Below are 17,537 nucleotides of genomic sequence, written 5' to 3'. Positions count from 1 at the left end.
CAGGCGGCCAGACGCCGGCCGTTGAGCGGCCCGGATCGGCAAAAGCGTTGTCACACGAACGCAGTGTTCCGTCCATCCAAACGCCCGTTGGGTTGGCGTTGGGGAAAAACAAACGGCCGCGCAGAGCGCGGCCGTCGGTTCGAAGCTGGATCGACAGATCAGCGCGCGTAGCGCTTCTGGAACTTGTCGATACGGCCCGAGGTGTCGATGACCTTGTGCTTGCCCGTGTAGAACGGGTGCGAAGCCGAGGAAATTTCAACCTTCACCAGCGGGTAGTCGTTGCCGTCTTCCCACTTGATGGTTTCCTTCGTCGCCATGGTCGAGCGGGTCAGGATCTTGAAATCGGAGGTGACGTCATGGAAGACGACGTCGCGGTAGTTCGGATGGATATCGGCCTTCATGGGCTCACACCGTAAATGGGCTGGTGGTCAAGAGCGGCATTATAAGCACCGGTTGCCGCTCGGGGCAACCGGTGCCGGTCAATCAACTTCAGTCCGCGCCCAGGGCCTGGCGCACCAGGGCCTCGAAACGCTGCTGGTCGTAGGCCATCAGCAGATCGCAGTTGTCCGGCTGGCCGGTCTGGCGGTTCCAGTCGACGATGGTGGCGCCGCGGCTGAACGTGCCGTTCAGCTCCACGTTCAGCGGACGCGATTCGACCTGCAGCTGCCCTTCCGGGTTCAGTGCCCAGGCCATGGCGACCGCATCGGCGGTGTACCAGCGCCCGCCCTTGCTGTCTTCGGACAGGCCACGGGTCTTGCGCGAGATCAGCTCGTAGAAGCGGGCGCGATCGGAATCGGCCTGCAGCCACTTCTCGGCATCCTGCAGCGGCAGGCCATGGGCGACGGTGGCCTCCCAGTCCGACACCAGCAGGTGCTTGAACGAAGTGAACACCACGTGCGCCGCTTCCGGATCGAACGCAATGTTGAATTCGGCCGCCGGGGTGATGTTGCCGTGGCAGGTGACCGCGCCACCCATGACCACGATGCGCTTGATGCGCTCGGGCAGGGTCGGGTCCAGCTTCAGTGCCAGCGCGAGGTTGGTCAGCGGGCCAAGCATCACCAGCATCAGTTCGCCGGCGTGCTCGTGCGACAGGCGCAGGATGGCCAGTGCGGCGTGCTCGGCCTCGGCCTGGCGGCTCGGCGGCGGCAGGTCCACGTCGCCGTAGCCATCACGGCCATGCACGTGGGCGGCGTCGACGGAGGGATGCAGCAGCGGATCCGGGCTGCCGGCAAACACCGGCACGTCGGCGCGGCCGACGATGTCGCAGAGCTTGAGGGCGTTGCGGACGGTGTACTGCAGGCCGACATTGCCGGCGGCGATGGTCAGGGCGACCACGTCATGCCGTTCGTCGGCAAAGGCCATCAGCAGGGCCAGGGCGTCGTCCACACCGGGGTCGGTGTCGATCAACAGGGGGATCTTGTGGGTCATCGTTGCCGTCTTCAGATCGGCAACGAAGTGTGGACCGGGATGATGACCGTTGCAAGTACGGGGGTTGGGGTTCGGCAGGGCTGCGCCCTGCACCCGCAGAAGCGGTAGTGCCGGCCGCTGGCCGGCAACGTCAACGTCAACGTCAAAAGCTGGCTATCCGTGGGATGGCGGGGTGGGTCCGATGGCGGGGGACGGCGTGAATACATCCATGTAGCCTCGGTCGCGCCATCCATGGCGCTCACGCCCCCGCCATCGGACCCACCCCGCCTTCGACAGATTTCTGCAGTCTGTCGGAACGGCATATTGCTCTGGTGGGTGTCGACCTCGGTCCACACATCCACGCAATGCGTGGAGGAACATGTAAATGATCGAATTGGCTCTCTGTAGAGTCGAGCCATGCTCGACTCCCGCGCGCAGCGCGAAAAGCAGCCGAGCGTGGGCTCGGCTCTACAGTAGATCCACGCCATGCGTGGATGTGTGGACCAAGGTCCACACCCACCAATGCGGCATTACGCCGAGGCGTAACGCACGGCGGTGCCGATCCAGCGCTGCACCACGCGATCGGCCAGCGCGGGTTGCTGGGCCAGCAGGCGTTCGGCCAGGTCATGCACGCCGGGCAGCAGGCCGGCATCACGCGCGAGATCGGCGATGCGGAAACCGGCCAGGCCGGTCTGGCGGGTACCGAGCAGTTCACCGGGGCCACGCAGCTCCAGATCCTTCTCGGCGATGACGAACCCATCGTTGGTTTCGCGCATGGTCTGCAGGCGCTCGCGCGCCATCTGCGAGAGCGGTGCCTGGTACAGCAGCACGCAGCGCGACACCGCTGAACCACGACCGACGCGGCCGCGCAGCTGGTGCAACTGCGCCAGGCCCAGTCGCTCGGCGTTCTCGATCACCATCAGCGAGGCGTTCGGTACGTCCACGCCCACTTCAATCACGGTGGTCGCCACCAGCAGGTCGATCTCACCGGCCTTGAACGCCACCATCGTCGCCTGCTTCTCGGCGGCCTTCAGGCGGCCATGCACCAGCCCGACGCGCACGCCCGGCAGCAGCGCCTGCAGCGACTCGTAGGTGGCCTGCGCCGGCGTCGCATCCAGCTCCTCGCTTTCCTCGATGAGCGTGCACACCCAGTACACCTGACGCCCTTCCTGGCAGGCCAGCGCGATGCGCTCGATCAGCTCGGGACGGCGATCGTTGTTGAGTGCGACGGTCTGCACCGGCGTGCGGCCCGGCGGCAGTTCGTCAATGGCCGACACATCCAGATCCGCGTATTCGGACATCGCCAGCGTGCGCGGAATCGGCGTGGCGGTCATCACCAGCTGGTGCGGCACGCTGTTGCCACCCGCGCCCTTGTCGCGCAGGGCCAGCCGCTGGTGCACGCCGAAGCGGTGCTGTTCGTCGACGATGGCCAGAGCCAGATCCTGGAATACCACCGCCTCCTGCATCAGTGCATGGGTACCGACCACCACCTGCGCTTCGCCGTTGGCGACCTGCTCCATCACCTTGGCGCGCGCCTTGCCGGTGACCTTGCCGGCCAGCCAGGCGATACGCACGCCCAGCGGTTCCAGCCAGCCGCGCAGGTTGTTGAGATGCTGCTCGGCCAGCAGTTCGGTGGGCGCTGCCAATGCGACCTGCTTACCCTGCTCCACCGCCAGCATCGCGGCCAGTGCGGCGACCACGGTCTTGCCGGAGCCGACGTCGCCCTGCACAAGCCGCAGCATCGGGCTGGGCCGTGCGAGGTCTTCGCGAATCTGCTTGAACACACGCGCCTGTGCACCCGTCAGCGCGAACGGCAGCTGTTTCAGCAGCGCCTTGGCCAGCTTGCCGGGGCCGGCCAGCGGCGGCGCATGGTGCGCCTGCAAGGCAATACGCTGGCGGCGCAGGCTAAGGTGATGGGCCAGCAGCTCTTCCATTGCCAGGCGACGCTGCGCCGGGTGGGTGCCTGCTGCCAAGGCGGCCAGATCGGCATCCGGCGGCGGCCGATGCACGGTCAGCAGCGCACTGCGCAGCGACGGCAGGCCGAGGCCATCCAGCCAACCGCTGGGCAGCAGTTCCAGCGTGCTTTCCTCGGGCAGGCGATCCAGGGCCTGGCCGATCAGCTTGCGCATGGTCATCGGGCCGACACCTTCGACGGTGGGATACACCGGGTCGAGGCGGTCGCCGAGTTCGGGATCGTCGTTGCGGCCCAGCACCTGGTAGCTGGGATGGACGATTTCCAGGCCGAGGTGGCCGGGTTTGGGCGTGCCGAAGCAGCGCAGCCGGTTGCCGACCGCGAACTGGCCGACCTGCTGCTGGCGGAAATGGAAGAAGCGCAGCACCAGGGTGCCCTGCCCCTCATCCTCCACCGCCACTTTCAGCATCGGCCGGTAGCGCATGCCGCGCTCGACCGCGACCACCCGCACTTCCACCTGCGCCGGCACGCCATTGCGCAGGTCTTCGATGCGGGTCAGCCGGGTCCGGTCTTCATAGCGCAGCGGCAGATGAAGCCAGAGATCCTGCAGGGTGGCCAGGCCACGCGCCTGCAGTTTGGCGGCCACGGCCGGCCCCACGCCAGCGAGCATCGCCAGGGATGCTTCGCCGGACGGTGACAGGACCGGGGTGACCGCCGCCTTGCGTGCCACGTGGCGGTCAGTCGATGACCATCACCGCGTCGACCTCGAAGTTGGCGCCCTTCGGCAGGCCGGAGACTTCGATGGTGGAACGGGCCGGGTACGGGGCCTGGAAGTAGTCCTGCATGACCGCGTTGACCTTGGCGAACTCGCCCAGGTCGGTCAGGTACAGGCCCAGGCGCACGACCTTGTCCAGCGAGCCGCCAGCGGCTTCGGCCACGGCCTTGAGGTTGTCGAAGGCGCGGCGGGCCTGGGCTTCAACGTCACCGGCGCCGACGATGTCGCCGGTGGCCGGGTCGAGCGGGATCTGGCCGGAGAAATACACGGTGTTGCCGGCGCGCACGGCCTGCGAGTACGGGCCGATGGCGGCGGGGGCCTTTTCGGTGTTGATGATCTGGCGGGACATGGGTCGCTCCGGTGCTTGGGGGAAAACAGAGCGGTGATTGTACCGGGTGGGGGCGGTATCGGCTGGGGTCGGATCCGTTTCCCGGTGGGAAACGGCTCTGACCCCGCACGGCAACATCCACGCATTGTGTGGACCTACGGCGGGATTCAATGGGGTCAGAGCCCTCTCCGCAGGAGAGGGATCCGACCCCGGGTTCGCGTTACTGGCGGCGTACCGATTGCACGACCGACAGGCGGCGCAGGCGGCGCATCACTTCGGCCAGGTGGTTGCGGTCGCGCACCTGGATGTTGAACGCCAGCACGGCAGCGTTGAAGTCACGGTCCAGGTAGTCCACCCGTTCGATGTTGGAGTGGCTCTGGGCGATGGCGGCGGCCAGCTGCGCCAGCACGCCGGTGCCGTTCTCCACTTCCACCACCAGCGAGGTGTCGTAGTCGCCGGAAACGGTGGTGTCCCAGCCGATCGGCACCCAGCGCTCGGGCGACTTGCGCAGCTCGGCCAGGTTCGGGCAGTCCATGCGGTGCACCACGATGCCCTTGCCGGCGGTGTGGTAGCCCATGATTTCGTCGCCAGGAATCGGCTGGCAGCAACCGGCGAAGGTGACCACGCCGCGCTCGCTGCCGTTGATCAGGATCTTTTCCTGCGAGTGGTGGCGCGAATGCGGGCCGCCACGCAGTTCGGCATAGGCCATCAGCGCCTGCGCGGCCTGGGTCGGCATCCAGTTGCCCAGTGCGACCTCGGCCAACAGTGCCTCCAGGCGCGGGAAGCGGTGCTCGGCCAGGAACGCATCCAGGCGCCCCTTCGGCAGCCGCTCCAGCGACGAATCCATCGCCTCCAGCGCACGGTCGAGCATGCGGTGGCCGAGCTGCACGGCGTCTTCGTGCTCCAGCTGCTTGAGCTGGTGGCGGATGGCGGTGCGCGCCTTGCTGGTGACCACGAATTCCAGCCACTGCGGTTTCGGCGTGGCCGAGCGGGCGGTGATGATCTCCACCGACTGCCCGGACACCAGCTTGGTGCGCAGTGGCACCAGTTTCTTGTCCACGCGCGAGGCCACGGCCATGTTGCCGACATCGGTATGCACGGCGTAGGCGAAGTCCAGCGCGGTGGAGTTGCGCGGCAGGGCCAGGATCTTGCCCTTCGGAGTGAACAGGTAGACCTCGTCCGGGAACAGGTCGACCTTGACGTTGTCGAGGAACTCCAGCGAGGACCCGGCGGCGCGCTGCGAGTCGATCAGCTCGACGATCCAGGCGTGCGCGCGGCTCTGCGCGCTGTTGGGCGAATCACCACCGAACTTGTAGGTCCAGTGCGCGGCCACGCCGCGTTCGGCAATCAGGTCCATTTCCTCGGTGCGGATCTGCACCTCGATCGGCGAGCCATAAGGCCCGAACAGCACTGTGTGCAGCGACTGGTAACCGTTGGCCTTGGGAATGGCGATGAAGTCGCGGAAGCGGCCATCCAGCGGCTTGAAGGTGGCATGCACCGAACCCAGCGCGTGGTAGCAGCTGGGCACGCTGCGCACGACCAGGCGGAAGCCGAACACGTCCATCACCTGGTCGAAGGATTTGTTCTCGTCGCGCATCTTGTTGTAGATGCTCCACGGGGTCTTGATGCGGCTGACCAGGCGGTGCTCGATCCCTTCTTTGGCCAGGCGCTGCGACAGCTGTACTTCCACCTGCGCCATCGCCTCGCGGCGCACTACCGGCTGACTGCGGATGTGTTTCTCGATGATGGCGTGGCGCCACGGGTACAGCGCCTTGAAACCGAGGTTCTGCAGCTCGCTCTTGACCAGGCTCATGCCCAGGCGCTGGGCGATGGGCGCGTAGATCTCCAGCGTTTCGCGGGCAATGCGGCCGCGTGCTTCGCGGCTCTGTGCGCCCAGCGTGCGCATGTTGTGCAGGCGGTCGGCCAGCTTGATCATGATCACACGCAGGTCGCGCGACATCGCCAGCAGCATCTTGCGGAAGCTCTCGGCGGCCGCTTCCTGGCGGTCGCGGAACTTCAGCTTGTCCAGCTTGGTCACGCCGTCGACCAGTTCGGCCACGGCTTCGCCGAACTCGGCGGCCAGCGCCTCACGGGTCAGCGGGGTGTCTTCGATGGTGTCGTGCAGGATCGCGGCGATCAGCGCTTCCACGTCCAGGCCGAGCTCGGCCAGCACCTGGGCCACGGCCACCGGATGGGTGATATAGGGCTCGCCCGACTTGCGCGTCTGCCCAGCGTGCGCGGCGGCGCCGACTTCCCAGGCACGGCGCAACAGCGGCAGCTGTTCCGGCGGCAGGTAATGGGCGGCGCGTTCAAGCTGGAGGACGTAGTCGGGTACGGCGGCAGCGGGGGCTGCGGCGACCTTGGCAGTGGGGCCTGGGTTCATGCCCGAAGCCTATTCCAGCGCGACGTTTACGGCAAATCCTGAATGCGAAACAGCCCGCACGGGGCGGGCTGTTCGGCACATCCAACGATTACGTTGATCGATGCGATCAATCGTCGTTCTTGGACATGTCTTCGTCGGCGACCACTTCCGCGGCGGCCCACTCCAGCGCTTCGCGCTCGGCGCGCTCACGCTCGGCCTTCTCGACTTCGTCGATCAGCGCGTTGTCGATCTTGCGGGCAGCGATTTCGCGCAGCGCCAGCACGGTCGGCTTGTCCTCGGTCTCGCTGTTGTCCAGCGTGGCCTGCACGCCGTTGGCGAGCTGGCGGGCACGCTTGGAAGCCATCATGACCAGTTCGAAACGGTTGTTAACGACTTCCAGGCAATCTTCTACGGTGATGCGGGCCATACGGGCTCCCGGCGACCGGTCGGCCGCTCAGTCGAATGAGGGAAAGGGGACGGAGTGTACTGGCAGGGGCTGGACAAAATCAAGCCAACCCCTACCCGATTCTTTTGGAATCAGTCAGTTGCGCCCGGATCGGGGGTCAACAGGGCCTGGATCAGGCCAGCGTGGCGGACCTTCTGGGCCTCCCGGCGCAGCCGGCTGGCGGTGAAGATGGCGCACAGCTCGTCCACGGCAGTGTCGAACATCTCGTTGACGATCACGTAGTCGAACTCGTTGAAGTGCAGCATCTCGTCACGGGCCGCGCCCAGGCGCTGGGCGATGACCGCCTCGCTGTCCTGGCCGCGCTTGCGCATGCGGTCCTGCAGGGCCTGCTTGGATGGCGGCAGGATGAACACGGTGACCGTGCCTGGCACCAGCTGGCGCACCTGCTGCGCGCCCTGCCAGTCGATCTCCAGCAGCACGTCCTGGCCGGCGGCCAGCTGCGGTTCCACCGACTGGCGGGCGGTGCCCTTCCAGTCGCCGTGCACCCAGGCATGCTCGAAGAAGTCGCCGGCGGCGATCATCTGTTCGAACTTCTCGGCGCTGACGAAGTGGTAGTGCTGGCCGTTCACTTCACCGGGGCGCATCGCGCGCGAGGTGAAGGAGATCGACAGGGCGATCTGCGGGTCACGCGCCAGGGTGGCGTTGACGATGCTGCTCTTGCCGGCGCCGGAGGGCGCCGCAACGATGTACAGCGTGCCGCGCGCGACGGCGTCCGACGGAGTAGACGGGGCGCTCATGCACGGAACCCAACTGGTTGATTTCGCAAAATTTTTCCTCGATGTTCCAGATCCGGCGCGGAGGATCGCGCCAGGACGGCGGGGGCTGCGCGGAACATCCTGGAACCAGGCCCGGCAGACGACTCCCCGGGGTGCGGGCACGCAACTTTACCAGAGCCGCCCCTTGCCGCGCCCGCCCGGCAGGCGCCGGGCCTTGTGCCACATGGGCGTGCGGGGGCCTGTGCTATAACCGGGCCGTACCCAACGACAGCCCGGAGGCCCGTGCCTCCCCGCCATCCCAGGAGAACGGCATGTCCTCGATGAGCCGCCGCCAGTTCCTGAAAGTGACCGGGACAACCCTGGTCGGCTCCAGCCTGGCACTGATGGGCTTCGCGCCCGGCATCGCGCTCGCGGAGGTTCGGCAATACAAGCTGACCCGCGCGACCGAGACCCGCAACACCTGTACATACTGTTCGGTGGCCTGCGGCATCCTGATGTACAGCCTCGGCGACGGCGCCAAGAACGCCGAGCCGAGCATCTTCCATATCGAGGGCGACCCGGACCATCCGGTCAACCGCGGCACGCTGTGCCCGAAGGGTGCCGGCCTGGCCGACATCATCCACAGCAAGTCGCGCCTGCTCTACCCCGAGTACCGCGCACCGGGCTCGAACGAGTGGAAGCGGCTGAGCTGGGACGATGCGCTGGATCGCATCGCGCGGCTGATGAAGGAAGACCGCGATGCGAACTTCGTGCAGAAGAACGAGGCCGGGCAGACGGTCAACCGCTGGCTGACCACCGGCATGCTGGCGGCCTCGGCGACCAGCAATGAAACCGCGGTGCTGACCCACAAGGTCGTCCGCTCCCTTGGCATGTTGGCATTCGACAACCAGGCACGTGTCTGACACGGCCCGACGGTGGCAGGTCTTGCCCCGACGCTAGGCCGTGGTGCGATGACGAATCACTGGGTCGACATCAAGAATGCCGACCTGATCCTGATCATGGGTGGCAATGCCGCCGAGGCACACCCGTGCGGGTTCAAATGGGTGACCGAGGCGAAGGCACACAACAAGGCCCGACTGATCGTGGTCGATCCGCGCTTCAACCGCTCGGCCGCGGTGGCCGACGTGTATGCGCCGATCCGTACCGGCACCGACATCGTGTTCCTGGGCGGCCTGATCAACTACCTGTTGACCGAGGACCGCATCCAGCACGAGTACGTGCTGAACTACACCGACATGTCGTTCCTGGTGAAGGACGAGTTCGCCTTCAAGGACGGCCTGTATTCGGGCTACAACGAAGAGAAGCGCAGCTACGACCGCTCCAGCTGGGACTACGCCTACGGTGACGATGGCTTCGTGCGCAGCGACCCGACGCTGAAGGACCCGCGCTGCGTCTACACCCTGCTCAAGCAGCACTACGCGCGCTACACCGTGGAGATGGTCGAACGCATCTGCGGCACGCCCGCCGACAGCATCCGCCAGGTCTGGGACATGATCGCGTCCACCGCCGGCAAGGACAAGGCGATGACCATCCTGTACGCGCTGGGTTGGACGCAGCACTCGATCGGCGCGCAGAACGTGCGCGCCGGCACCATGGTGCAGCTGCTGCTGGGCAACATCGGCGTGGCCGGCGGCGGCATGAACGCGCTGCGCGGGCATTCCAACATCCAGGGCCTGACCGACATCGGCTTGATGTCCGACCTGCTGCCCGGCTACCTGACGCTGCCGAAACAGGACGAGCAGGACTACGACGCTTACATCGCCAAGCGCACGCAGAAGCCACTGCGCGCCAATCAGATGTCGTTCTGGCAGAACTACCCGAAGTTCCACGTCAGCCTGATGAAGTCGTGGTGGGGCGACGCCGCTACCGCCGACAACAACTGGTGCTTCGACCATCTGCCCAAGCTCGACAAGCCGTACGACATGCTGCAGGCGTACGAGCTGATGAACGAGGGCAAGATCCACGGCTACATCTGCCAGGGGTTCAACCCGCTGGCTTCGGCGCCGAACAAGGGCAAGCTGATCAGTGCGTTCTCCAAGCTGAAGTTCATGGTCAGCATGGACCCGCTGGAAACCGAGACCATTGCCTTCTGGCAGAACCATGGTGCGTTGAACGACGTCGATCCGGGCACGATCCAGACCGAAGTATTCCGCCTGCCGACCACCTCCTTCGCCGAGGAGAACGGCGCGGTGGTGAACTCCTCACGTTGGCTGCAGTGGCACTGGAAGGGTGCCAATCCGCCGGGCGAAGCACGCAGCGACATCGAGATCATGTCCGAGCTGTTCCATCGCATCAAAGCGATGTACGAGAAGGACGGCGGTGCGTGGTGGGAGCCGGTGCGCGACCTGGCCTGGAAGTACTCCAACCCGGAACTGCCAACGCCGGAAGAACTGGCGATGGAATACAACGGCAAGGCGCTGGCCGACGTGTTCGATCCGAAGGACCCGACCAAGCTGGTGCGCAAGGCTGGCGAGCAGCTGGCCGCGTTCGGCGACCTGCGCGACGACGGCAGCACGTCCTCCGGCTGCTGGATCTACATCGGCGCCTGGGGCCCGACCGGCAACATGATGGCGCGGCGTGACAACAGCGACCCCACCGGCATCGGCAACACGCTGGGCTGGGCCTGGGCGTGGCCTGCCAACCGCCGCGTGATGTACAACCGCGCGTCGTGCGACGTGGCCGGCCAACCATTCGATCCGCGCCGCACGCTGCTGGCATGGAACGGCAAGAACTGGGGCAGCGTGGACGTGCCGGACTTCAAGGCCGACGAAGATCCCGCCGGCGGCATGGGCCCGTTCATCATGAATCCGGAAGGCATCGCCCGCTTCTTCGCAAAGGCTGGCATGGCCGAGGGCCCGTTCCCGGAGCACTACGAACCGTTCGACACCCCGCTGCGCAGCAACCCGCTCAGCCCGGGGCAGGCACTGACGCTGAACAACCCGGCGGCACGCGTGTTCGCCAGCGATCGCGCACAGATCGGCTCGCCGGACGAGTTCCCGCATGTGGCCACCACCTACCGCCTGACCGAGCATTTCCACTTCTGGACCAAGCACGGCAAGCTCAACGCCATCATCCAGCCCGAGCAGTTCGTCGAGATCGGCGCGGCCCTGGCCGACGAGCTGGGCATCAACAATGGCAGCCGCGTGCGGGTCAGTTCCAAGCGCGGGCACATCGAAGCGGTGGCGATGGTGACCAAGCGCATCAAGGCCCTGCAGATCGATGGCAAAACCGTGCACCAGGTGGGCGTGCCGATCCACTGGGGCTTCCTCGGTGCGGCCAAGCCCGGATACATCGCCAATACGCTGACCAACGCCATCGGTGACGGCAACTCGCAGACGCCCGAATCGAAGTGCATCCTGGTCAAGGTCGAGAAGGTGTAGGAGACACGCCATGTCACTGCAATCCCTGGACATCATCCGCCGCTCGGCCACCACCACGCCCTCGCCGGAGGCGCGCGGTGCGCACACCGGCCAGGTCGCCAAGCTGATCGATGTAAGCAAGTGCATCGGCTGCAAGGCCTGCCAGGTCGCCTGCATGGAATGGAACGACCTGCGCGACGAGGTCGGCAGCTGCGTTGGCAGCTACGACAACCCACCCGACCTGAGCGAACAGTCGTGGACGGTGATGAAGTTCCGCGAGTACGAGGACGAGAAGGGCAAGCTGGAGTGGCTGATCCGCAAGGAAGGCTGCATGCACTGCAGCGATCCGGGCTGCCTGAAGGCCTGCCCGTCGCCGGGCGCGATCATCCAGTACGCCAACGGCATCGTCGACTTCCAGGAAGAGAACTGCATCGGCTGCGGCTACTGCGTGACCGGTTGCCCGTTCGACGTACCGCGCATTTCCAAGAAGGACCACAAGGCCTACAAGTGCACGCTGTGTTCGGACCGGGTGGCGGTGGGCCAGGAACCGGCCTGCGTGAAGACCTGCCCGACCGGTGCGATCACCTTCGGCAGCAAGCAGGCGATGACCGAGCATGCCGCCGGCCGCGTGGAGGACCTGAAATCGCGTGGCTACGAGAACGCCGGCCTGTACGACCCGCAAGGCGTCGGCGGCACCCACGTGATGTACGTGCTGCAGCACGTGGACAAGCCCGAGCTGTACGCCGACCTGCCCAAGGACCCGCGCATCAGCCCGATGGTGGAAGTGTGGAAGGGCGTGGCCAAGCCGCTGGGCGTGCTGGCGATTGCCGCTACCGCCTTCGCCGGCTTCCTGCATTACATCGGCATCGGCCGCAACACGGTGGACGAGGAAGAGGAAGAACACGCCGAGCGTGAGGCCGAGAAGATCGAGGAGGACCGGTCATGAGCCGCGCCCCGCGCCCCCGCGAGATCATCCGCTACCGTGCGCCGACCCGCATCAACCACTGGATCGTGGCGATCTGCTTCGTGCTGACCGCGCTGTCCGGGCTGGCGCTGTTCCACCCTGCCCTGTTCCCGCTGACCCAGCTGTTCGGTGGCGGGCCGTGGACGCGCATCCTGCATCCGTTCATCGGCCTGGCCATGGTGATCGGCTTTGCGCTGCTGGCGCTGCGGATGTGGCGTGACAACTTCCTCAGCGCCGATGACCGCGCGTGGATGCGCGGCATGCGCGATGTACTGCGCAACGAGGATGAGAAGCTGCCACCGGTGGGCCGCTTCAATGCCGGCCAGAAGCTGCTGTTCTGGGCCATCATCGGTTGCCTGTCGGCGCTGCTGCTGACCGGCTTCGTGATCTGGCGGCAGTACTTCAGCCACTTCTTCCCGATCGGGGTGATCCGCTTCTCGGTGCTTGCCCATGCGCTGTTCGGCTGGGTACTGGTCTGCGCGATCGTGGTGCACATCTATGCAGCGATCTGGATCAAGGGCTCGGTGCGGGCGATGACCCAGGGCAAGGTGACCTACGGGTGGGCGTACAAGCATCACCGGCAGTGGTTCCGGGACATCCTGCGCGGGCGGCGGGAACAGGGTTAGCGGCAGGGCCTGCGGCCCTGCACCCGCTTCAAGCCAAGGCAACAGCAACAGCGGCTATCCGTGGGATGGCGTTCTGCGTTGCTGTTGGTGGGTGTCGACCTTGGTCGACACAATGAACACGGCAACAACCGATGGGGTCAGATCCGTTTTCCTATGGAAAACGGATCTGACCCCAACCATTTCAAATGGCCTGCAATGCGCTGGACGCCAGCGCTGACAACGGCGAGGATGGAGGCTGGTTCTTCTGGCTGGCCCTGCATGGCGCAACGCATCCTTGAACCCGGTGAGATCGAGACGCTGGCCTCGCGCGATGTTCCGCGCATCATCCTGCCCGATACCGCGTCGCTGTTTGCCGGACGTGCGGACCGCCTGCGCAGTCTGGCGGGACACAGTGCCATCGGTGGCTACCTGCAGCTTCTGGCTGCGCTGGCTGATGCGCAGCAGGCGCTGCTGGAGGATCTGACACCGCCGCAACGCGAGGAGCTTCAGGCACAGGCGCGTGCACAGCAGTCGAGTGCGGCGGCCGGCGCCGGGATGCCGTTGCGGCCGGCCAACACGCTTCAGCTGGATGGACGTTGGCGCGACTGGCTCCGCACGCTATGCCAGCACTGCGCTGAAGAAGCCGGGCTGCCGGCGGAAACCCGGCTGGAACTGCAGCGCGTTGCCGCTGCCGATGACGCGTGGCTGGATGCACAAGCGCATGCGGTGCTGGAACGTGATGACGCGCCGTCGGTGGATGCGGTGGCTGCGCTGCTGGTGATGAACGCGCTGCAGGTCTACTGGGCGGTACTGGCGGACAGCTTCCGCCCCACCGACCTGAAACCGCTGGCCGATGCACCGGGGCTGTGCCCGCTGTGCGGCACCCTGCCGGTGGTCAGTGTGGTGCAGGCGCGGCCGCCCTATGCGTCCTACCGCTACCTGTCGTGCTCGCTGTGCGCCTGCCAGTGGCACTACGTGCGCGTGCAGTGCAGCCAGTGTGGTGCCGCCGGCAAGGACATCGCCTATCGCGCCCTGGCCGATGTGGATGGCGACAGCGGCGAGGCGGTGCGCGAGAGCGCGGTCCGTGCCGAGACCTGCGACCACTGCCACAGCTACCGCAAGATCCTGTATCTGGAGAAAGACCCGTCGCTGGAGCCGGTGGCCGACGACCTCGGCACGCTGGCGCTGGACCTGCTGCTGGGCGAGGAAGGGTATGCGCGCGCCAGCCAGAATCCGCTGCTGTGGCAATCCGACGGCGAGTGAGGCGATGACAGCCACGCCCCCCACCCCGGCATCGGCCGCTGCCCTGCCCTCGCTGGACCGGTTGCTGCGCCTGCCTGCCTTGGCAGCACTGATCGAGGGCCACGGCCGCAGCCGTATCACCCAGCTGCTGCGTTCGCACCTGCAGGTGCTGCGCGACCGTATCAGCGCCGGCCAGCTCTCGGCCACGCAGCTGCAGGAAGCGGTTGACGGCCCGGCGCTGGTGGCAGCAGTCGAGGCCGCACTGGCCGCTGACGCACGGCAGGATCTGCAGCCGATGTTCAATCTGACCGGCACCGTGCTGCACACCAATCTCGGCCGCGCCTTGCTGCCGGATGCCGCCGTGCACGCGGTCACCCGCGCGATGACCGCGCCGGTGGATCTTGAATTCGACATCAGCCGCGGCCGTCGCGGCGACCGCGATGCACGGGTGCAGGCATTGATCTGCGAACTGACCGGCGCTGAAGCCGCCACTGTGGTCAACAACAATGCCGCGGCGGTCCTGCTGCTGCTCAACAGCCTGGCCAACCGCCGCGACGTGGTGGTGTCACGCGGCGAGCTGGTGGAGATCGGTGGCGCCTTCCGCATTCCCGACGTGATGCGCAGTGCCGGCGCGCGGCTGCTGGAAGTGGGCACCACCAACCGTACCCACCCCGCCGACTTCGCCAATGCCATCGGCGTGCGCACCGCGCTGCTGATGGAGGTGCACGCCAGCAACTACGCGATCACCGGCTTCACCGCCAAGGTCGACACCGCGGCGATGGCCGCGATCGCGCACGAGCACGGCCTGCCGCTGGTGGTGGACCTGGGCAGTGGCAGCCTGTGCGATCTGGCGGCCTTCGGCCTGCCGCACGAGCCCACCGTGCAGGAAACGCTGGCGGCCGGCGCTGACCTGGTGTCGTTCAGTGGCGACAAGCTGCTGGGTGGTCCGCAGGCCGGCATCATCGCCGGCCGCGCCGACCTGATTGCACGGATCAACCGCAACCCGCTGAAGCGGGCACTGCGCATGGACAAGATGGGCCTGGCCGCACTGGAAGCGGTGCTGGCCCTGTACCGCGAACCGGAGCTGCTGGCACAGCGGCTGCCGACCCTGCGCACCCTGTCACGTACGCAGGAGGACATCGATGTGCAGGCCCAGCGCCTGCTGCAGCCGATGCGTTCCGCGCTGGCGGCCGACTACGGTCTTGAACCGGCATCGATGCACAGCCAGATCGGCAGCGGTGCACAGCCACAGGCGCAGCTCTGCAGTGCCGGCCTACGCATCACGACTGCGCGCCGTGGCGGACTGGATCGCCTGGCCAAGCGCCTGCGTCAACTGCCGCGACCCGTGCTGGGCCATATCGCCGATGACGCGCTGTGGCTGGACCTGCGCTGCCTGGAACCGGCCGACGAAGCGGCCTTCCTCGCCCAATGGAGCACGCTGCAGGCATGATCGTCGGCACCGCCGGGCATATCGATCATGGCAAGACAAGTCTGGTGCGCGCACTGACCGGCATCGAAACCGATCGCCTGCAGGAAGAACGTACGCGCGGTATATCGATCGAACTGGGCTATGCCTATGTCCCGGTGGAAAGCAGGGACGCCGAAGGCCCCGCCGCGACGCTGGGTTTCGTCGACGTGCCAGGCCATGAGCGCTTCGTGCATACGATGGTGGCCGGCGCCACGGGTATCGATGTCGCTCTGCTGGTGATCGCTGCCGACGACGGCGTGATGCCACAGACCCGCGAGCATCTGGCGATCCTGCAGCTGCTGGGCGTGGATCGTGGTGCGGTGGCGCTGACCAAGATCGACCGTGTGGATGCGGCGCGCCTCGCCCGGGTCGAGATCGAGATTGCCGCGCTGCTGGCCGCGACACCGCTGCAGGATTCCCCTCTGTTCGCCTGCAACAGCACCGCACCCGACGATGCCGGCATCAGCGCACTGCGTACCCAGCTGCACGCGTGGGCGGCGGACGATGCCAGCACACGCCAGGCCGAACTGCGCAGCGAACTGTTCCGCATGCCGGTGGACCGCGTGTTCTCGCTGCCCGGCCACGGCACGCTGGTGACCGGCGCGGTGCATGGCGGCATCGCCGCGGTGGGTGAGCATCTGCAGCTGATGCCGGCCGCCACTGAAGTGCGCATACGCAGCATCCACGCGCAGAACCAGGCCAGCGAGCACGCGATGGCTGGGCAACGCTGCGCGCTGAACCTGGCCGCCATCGCCCGCGACGACATCCACCGGGGCGACTGGATTGCCGATCCACGCGCGCTGCTGGCCACTACCCGCGTCGACGTGCGCCTGCGGCTTTCCGCACTGGCGCCGCCACTGCGCGACTGGTCGCCGCTGCACATCCATTGGGGCACGATGCACCGGCAGGCCCATGTGGTGCTGCTGGAAGACCACGACCACGGCGATGGGCAGTTGGTGCAGCTGGTGTTCGATGCACCGGTCTGCGCGATGTGTGGCGATCGTTTCATCGCCCGTGATTCAGCGGCCACCCACACACTGGGCGGTGGCGTCGTGCTCGATCCGGATCCTCCGCAGCGGCGTCGGCGCAGTCCTGCACGGCTGGCCTGGCTGGCGGCACTGGAGCAGCTGGCGGCCGGTGCCGGTGTTGTCCCGCTGCTGCAGCAGGCACCTGCCGGCATCCCCCTCACTGCGCTGCAACGCTATTGCCGACGCGCCGCCGACCGCATCGACCTGCCCGAGGACGCGCGACGCATCGCGACCAGCGATGACACAGTGATCATCCTCGCACCGCACTGGCAGGCACTGCGCGAACAGGTGATCACCTCGCTGCGCGGCTGGCACGAGCGACGCCCGGACGAACCCGGTGTCGACAGCGGGCGCCTGCAGCGCAGTACCCTGCCCTCGCTTGCAGCGAGCCTCTGGAATGCGCTGCTGCAGGACCTGCTGGCCGATGGCACGCTGCAGCGCGTGGGCGCGTGGTGGCGCCTGCCCGGCCATGACCATGTGCCACCGGAACGCGAACGTCTCCTGCTGGAACGCGTGCTGCCGCAACTGCACGCCGGTGGCTTCGATCCACCGTGGGTGCGCACCCTGGCCGCCGACGTCGGTCTGGCCGAAGATGAGGTCCGCGCCGCCCTGCGTCGCGCCGCCGCGCGTGGCGATCTGTTCCAGGTGGTGCCGGACCTGTTCTATGCGCCGGCCTGCATCGCCGAGCTGGCCACGATCGTCGCGCAGCTGTCACAGGCCAGCGGCACGGTGGATGCGGCGGCCTTCCGCGATGCCATCGGCCTGGGCCGCAAACGCAGCATCCAGATCTTGGAGTTCTTCAATCGCGTTGGCTACACTCGACGCGTCGGTGACCAGCATCGGCCGCGCGGCGACCTGCAGTGGAACGCAGCCCGCGACTGAGCCCACCGGTACCGCCGTACTTT

13 protein-coding genes are annotated in these 17,537 nt (G+C 66.8%); 6 read left to right on the top strand and 7 right to left on the bottom strand.

The features are described from left to right. Positions 1 to 158: 158 nt before the first annotated feature. The 7 genes from VPH47_RS03910 to gmk all read right to left on the bottom strand — a co-directional run bounded on the left by VPH47_RS03910 (position 159) and on the right by gmk (position 7,987). A complete protein-coding gene (locus VPH47_RS03910; protein ID WP_010484049.1) occupies positions 159 to 401 on the bottom strand; it encodes a type B 50S ribosomal protein L31 in 243 nt (80 codons plus the stop codon). A gap of 88 nt (positions 402 to 489) precedes the next feature. After that, positions 490 to 1,428 (bottom strand): nucleoside hydrolase, encoded by a 939-nt coding sequence (locus VPH47_RS03905; RefSeq protein WP_032127836.1) that lies wholly within the window; start codon positions 1,426 to 1,428, stop codon positions 490 to 492. A 509-nt stretch (positions 1,429 to 1,937) separates the two neighbouring features. Next, positions 1,938 to 4,049, bottom strand: a complete 2,112-nt coding sequence (gene recG, locus VPH47_RS03900; protein ID WP_368850161.1) for an ATP-dependent DNA helicase RecG — start codon at positions 4,047 to 4,049, stop codon at positions 1,938 to 1,940. A 7-nt stretch (positions 4,050 to 4,056) separates the two neighbouring features. Continuing rightward, positions 4,057 to 4,443 (bottom strand): RidA family protein, encoded by a 387-nt coding sequence (locus tag VPH47_RS03895; protein WP_005410875.1) that lies wholly within the window; start codon positions 4,441 to 4,443, stop codon positions 4,057 to 4,059. Between the two features lie 199 nt (positions 4,444 to 4,642). After that, entirely contained in the window at positions 4,643 to 6,805 is a 2,163-nt protein-coding gene (locus VPH47_RS03890) for a bifunctional (p)ppGpp synthetase/guanosine-3',5'-bis(diphosphate) 3'-pyrophosphohydrolase (protein ID WP_093999555.1), read from the bottom strand. A 106-nt stretch (positions 6,806 to 6,911) separates the two neighbouring features. After that, positions 6,912 to 7,211, bottom strand: a complete 300-nt coding sequence (gene rpoZ / locus VPH47_RS03885; protein ID WP_005410877.1) for a DNA-directed RNA polymerase subunit omega — start codon at positions 7,209 to 7,211, stop codon at positions 6,912 to 6,914. 110 nt (positions 7,212 to 7,321) lie between these two features. Then, complete coding sequence (gene gmk / locus VPH47_RS03880) at positions 7,322 to 7,987, bottom strand: guanylate kinase (RefSeq protein WP_368850160.1); 666 nt, start codon at positions 7,985 to 7,987, stop codon at positions 7,322 to 7,324. Positions 7,988 to 8,277: 290 nt separating this feature from the next. Between gmk and fdnG the strand changes: the two genes are divergently transcribed. The 6 genes from fdnG (at position 8,278) to selB (ending at position 17,514) form a co-directional block, all read left to right on the top strand. Next, positions 8,278 to 11,346 carry a formate dehydrogenase-N subunit alpha gene (gene fdnG / locus VPH47_RS03875; RefSeq protein WP_248858230.1) on the top strand — a complete coding sequence of 1,023 codons (3,069 nt, stop codon included), beginning with the start codon at positions 8,278 to 8,280 and terminating at the stop codon, positions 11,344 to 11,346. A 10-nt stretch (positions 11,347 to 11,356) separates the two neighbouring features. Continuing rightward, positions 11,357 to 12,271, top strand: a complete 915-nt coding sequence (gene fdxH / locus VPH47_RS03870; protein WP_097049444.1) for a formate dehydrogenase subunit beta — start codon at positions 11,357 to 11,359, stop codon at positions 12,269 to 12,271. After that, entirely contained in the window at positions 12,268 to 12,915 is a 648-nt protein-coding gene (locus tag VPH47_RS03865; RefSeq protein ID WP_164119395.1) for a formate dehydrogenase subunit gamma, read from the top strand. The genes fdxH and VPH47_RS03865 overlap by 4 nt, the downstream gene beginning before the upstream one ends. A 258-nt stretch (positions 12,916 to 13,173) precedes the next feature. Then, positions 13,174 to 14,157, top strand: coding sequence for a formate dehydrogenase accessory protein FdhE (fdhE, locus tag VPH47_RS03860; RefSeq protein WP_180860366.1), 984 nt, complete (start codon positions 13,174 to 13,176; stop codon positions 14,155 to 14,157). Between the two features lie 4 nt (positions 14,158 to 14,161). Further along, the gene (selA, locus tag VPH47_RS03855; RefSeq protein ID WP_368850159.1) at positions 14,162 to 15,586 is read left to right on the top strand and encodes an L-seryl-tRNA(Sec) selenium transferase; all 1,425 of its coding nucleotides are present in this window, start codon (positions 14,162 to 14,164) and stop codon (positions 15,584 to 15,586) included. Continuing rightward, positions 15,583 to 17,514: a selenocysteine-specific translation elongation factor gene (gene selB / locus VPH47_RS03850; RefSeq protein ID WP_368850158.1), complete on the top strand. Its 1,932-nt coding sequence runs from the start codon at positions 15,583 to 15,585 to the stop codon at positions 17,512 to 17,514. Before selA ends, selB begins: the two co-directional genes overlap by 4 nt. Positions 17,515 to 17,537: the final 23 nt, after the last annotated feature.

Source organism: Stenotrophomonas sp. WED208 (genome assembly GCF_040984485.1).
Classification (GTDB): domain Bacteria; phylum Pseudomonadota; class Gammaproteobacteria; order Xanthomonadales; family Xanthomonadaceae; genus Stenotrophomonas; species Stenotrophomonas riyadhensis.
This window is presented reverse-complemented; position numbering and strand designations above follow the sequence as displayed.

What these genes read in the sequence shown, in the direction of transcription:
- gmk (WP_368850160.1), bottom strand. Translation starts at nt 7,987, where the DNA reads ATGAGCGCCCCGTCTACTCCGTCGGACGCCGTCGCGCGCGGCACGCTG.
- fdhE (WP_180860366.1), top strand. Translation starts at nt 13,174, where the DNA reads ATGGCGCAACGCATCCTTGAACCCGGTGAGATCGAGACGCTGGCCTCG.
- VPH47_RS03905 (WP_032127836.1), bottom strand. Translation starts at nt 1,428, where the DNA reads ATGACCCACAAGATCCCCCTGTTGATCGACACCGACCCCGGTGTGGAC.
- VPH47_RS03895 (WP_005410875.1), bottom strand. Translation starts at nt 4,443, where the DNA reads ATGTCCCGCCAGATCATCAACACCGAAAAGGCCCCCGCCGCCATCGGC.
- selB (WP_368850158.1), top strand. Translation starts at nt 15,583, where the DNA reads ATGATCGTCGGCACCGCCGGGCATATCGATCATGGCAAGACAAGTCTG.
- rpoZ (WP_005410877.1), bottom strand. Translation starts at nt 7,211, where the DNA reads ATGGCCCGCATCACCGTAGAAGATTGCCTGGAAGTCGTTAACAACCGT.
- fdxH (WP_097049444.1), top strand. Translation starts at nt 11,357, where the DNA reads ATGTCACTGCAATCCCTGGACATCATCCGCCGCTCGGCCACCACCACG.
- VPH47_RS03890 (WP_093999555.1), bottom strand. Translation starts at nt 6,805, where the DNA reads ATGAACCCAGGCCCCACTGCCAAGGTCGCCGCAGCCCCCGCTGCCGCC.
- VPH47_RS03865 (WP_164119395.1), top strand. Translation starts at nt 12,268, where the DNA reads ATGAGCCGCGCCCCGCGCCCCCGCGAGATCATCCGCTACCGTGCGCCG.
- selA (WP_368850159.1), top strand. Translation starts at nt 14,162, where the DNA reads ATGACAGCCACGCCCCCCACCCCGGCATCGGCCGCTGCCCTGCCCTCG.
- VPH47_RS03910 (WP_010484049.1), bottom strand. Translation starts at nt 401, where the DNA reads ATGAAGGCCGATATCCATCCGAACTACCGCGACGTCGTCTTCCATGAC.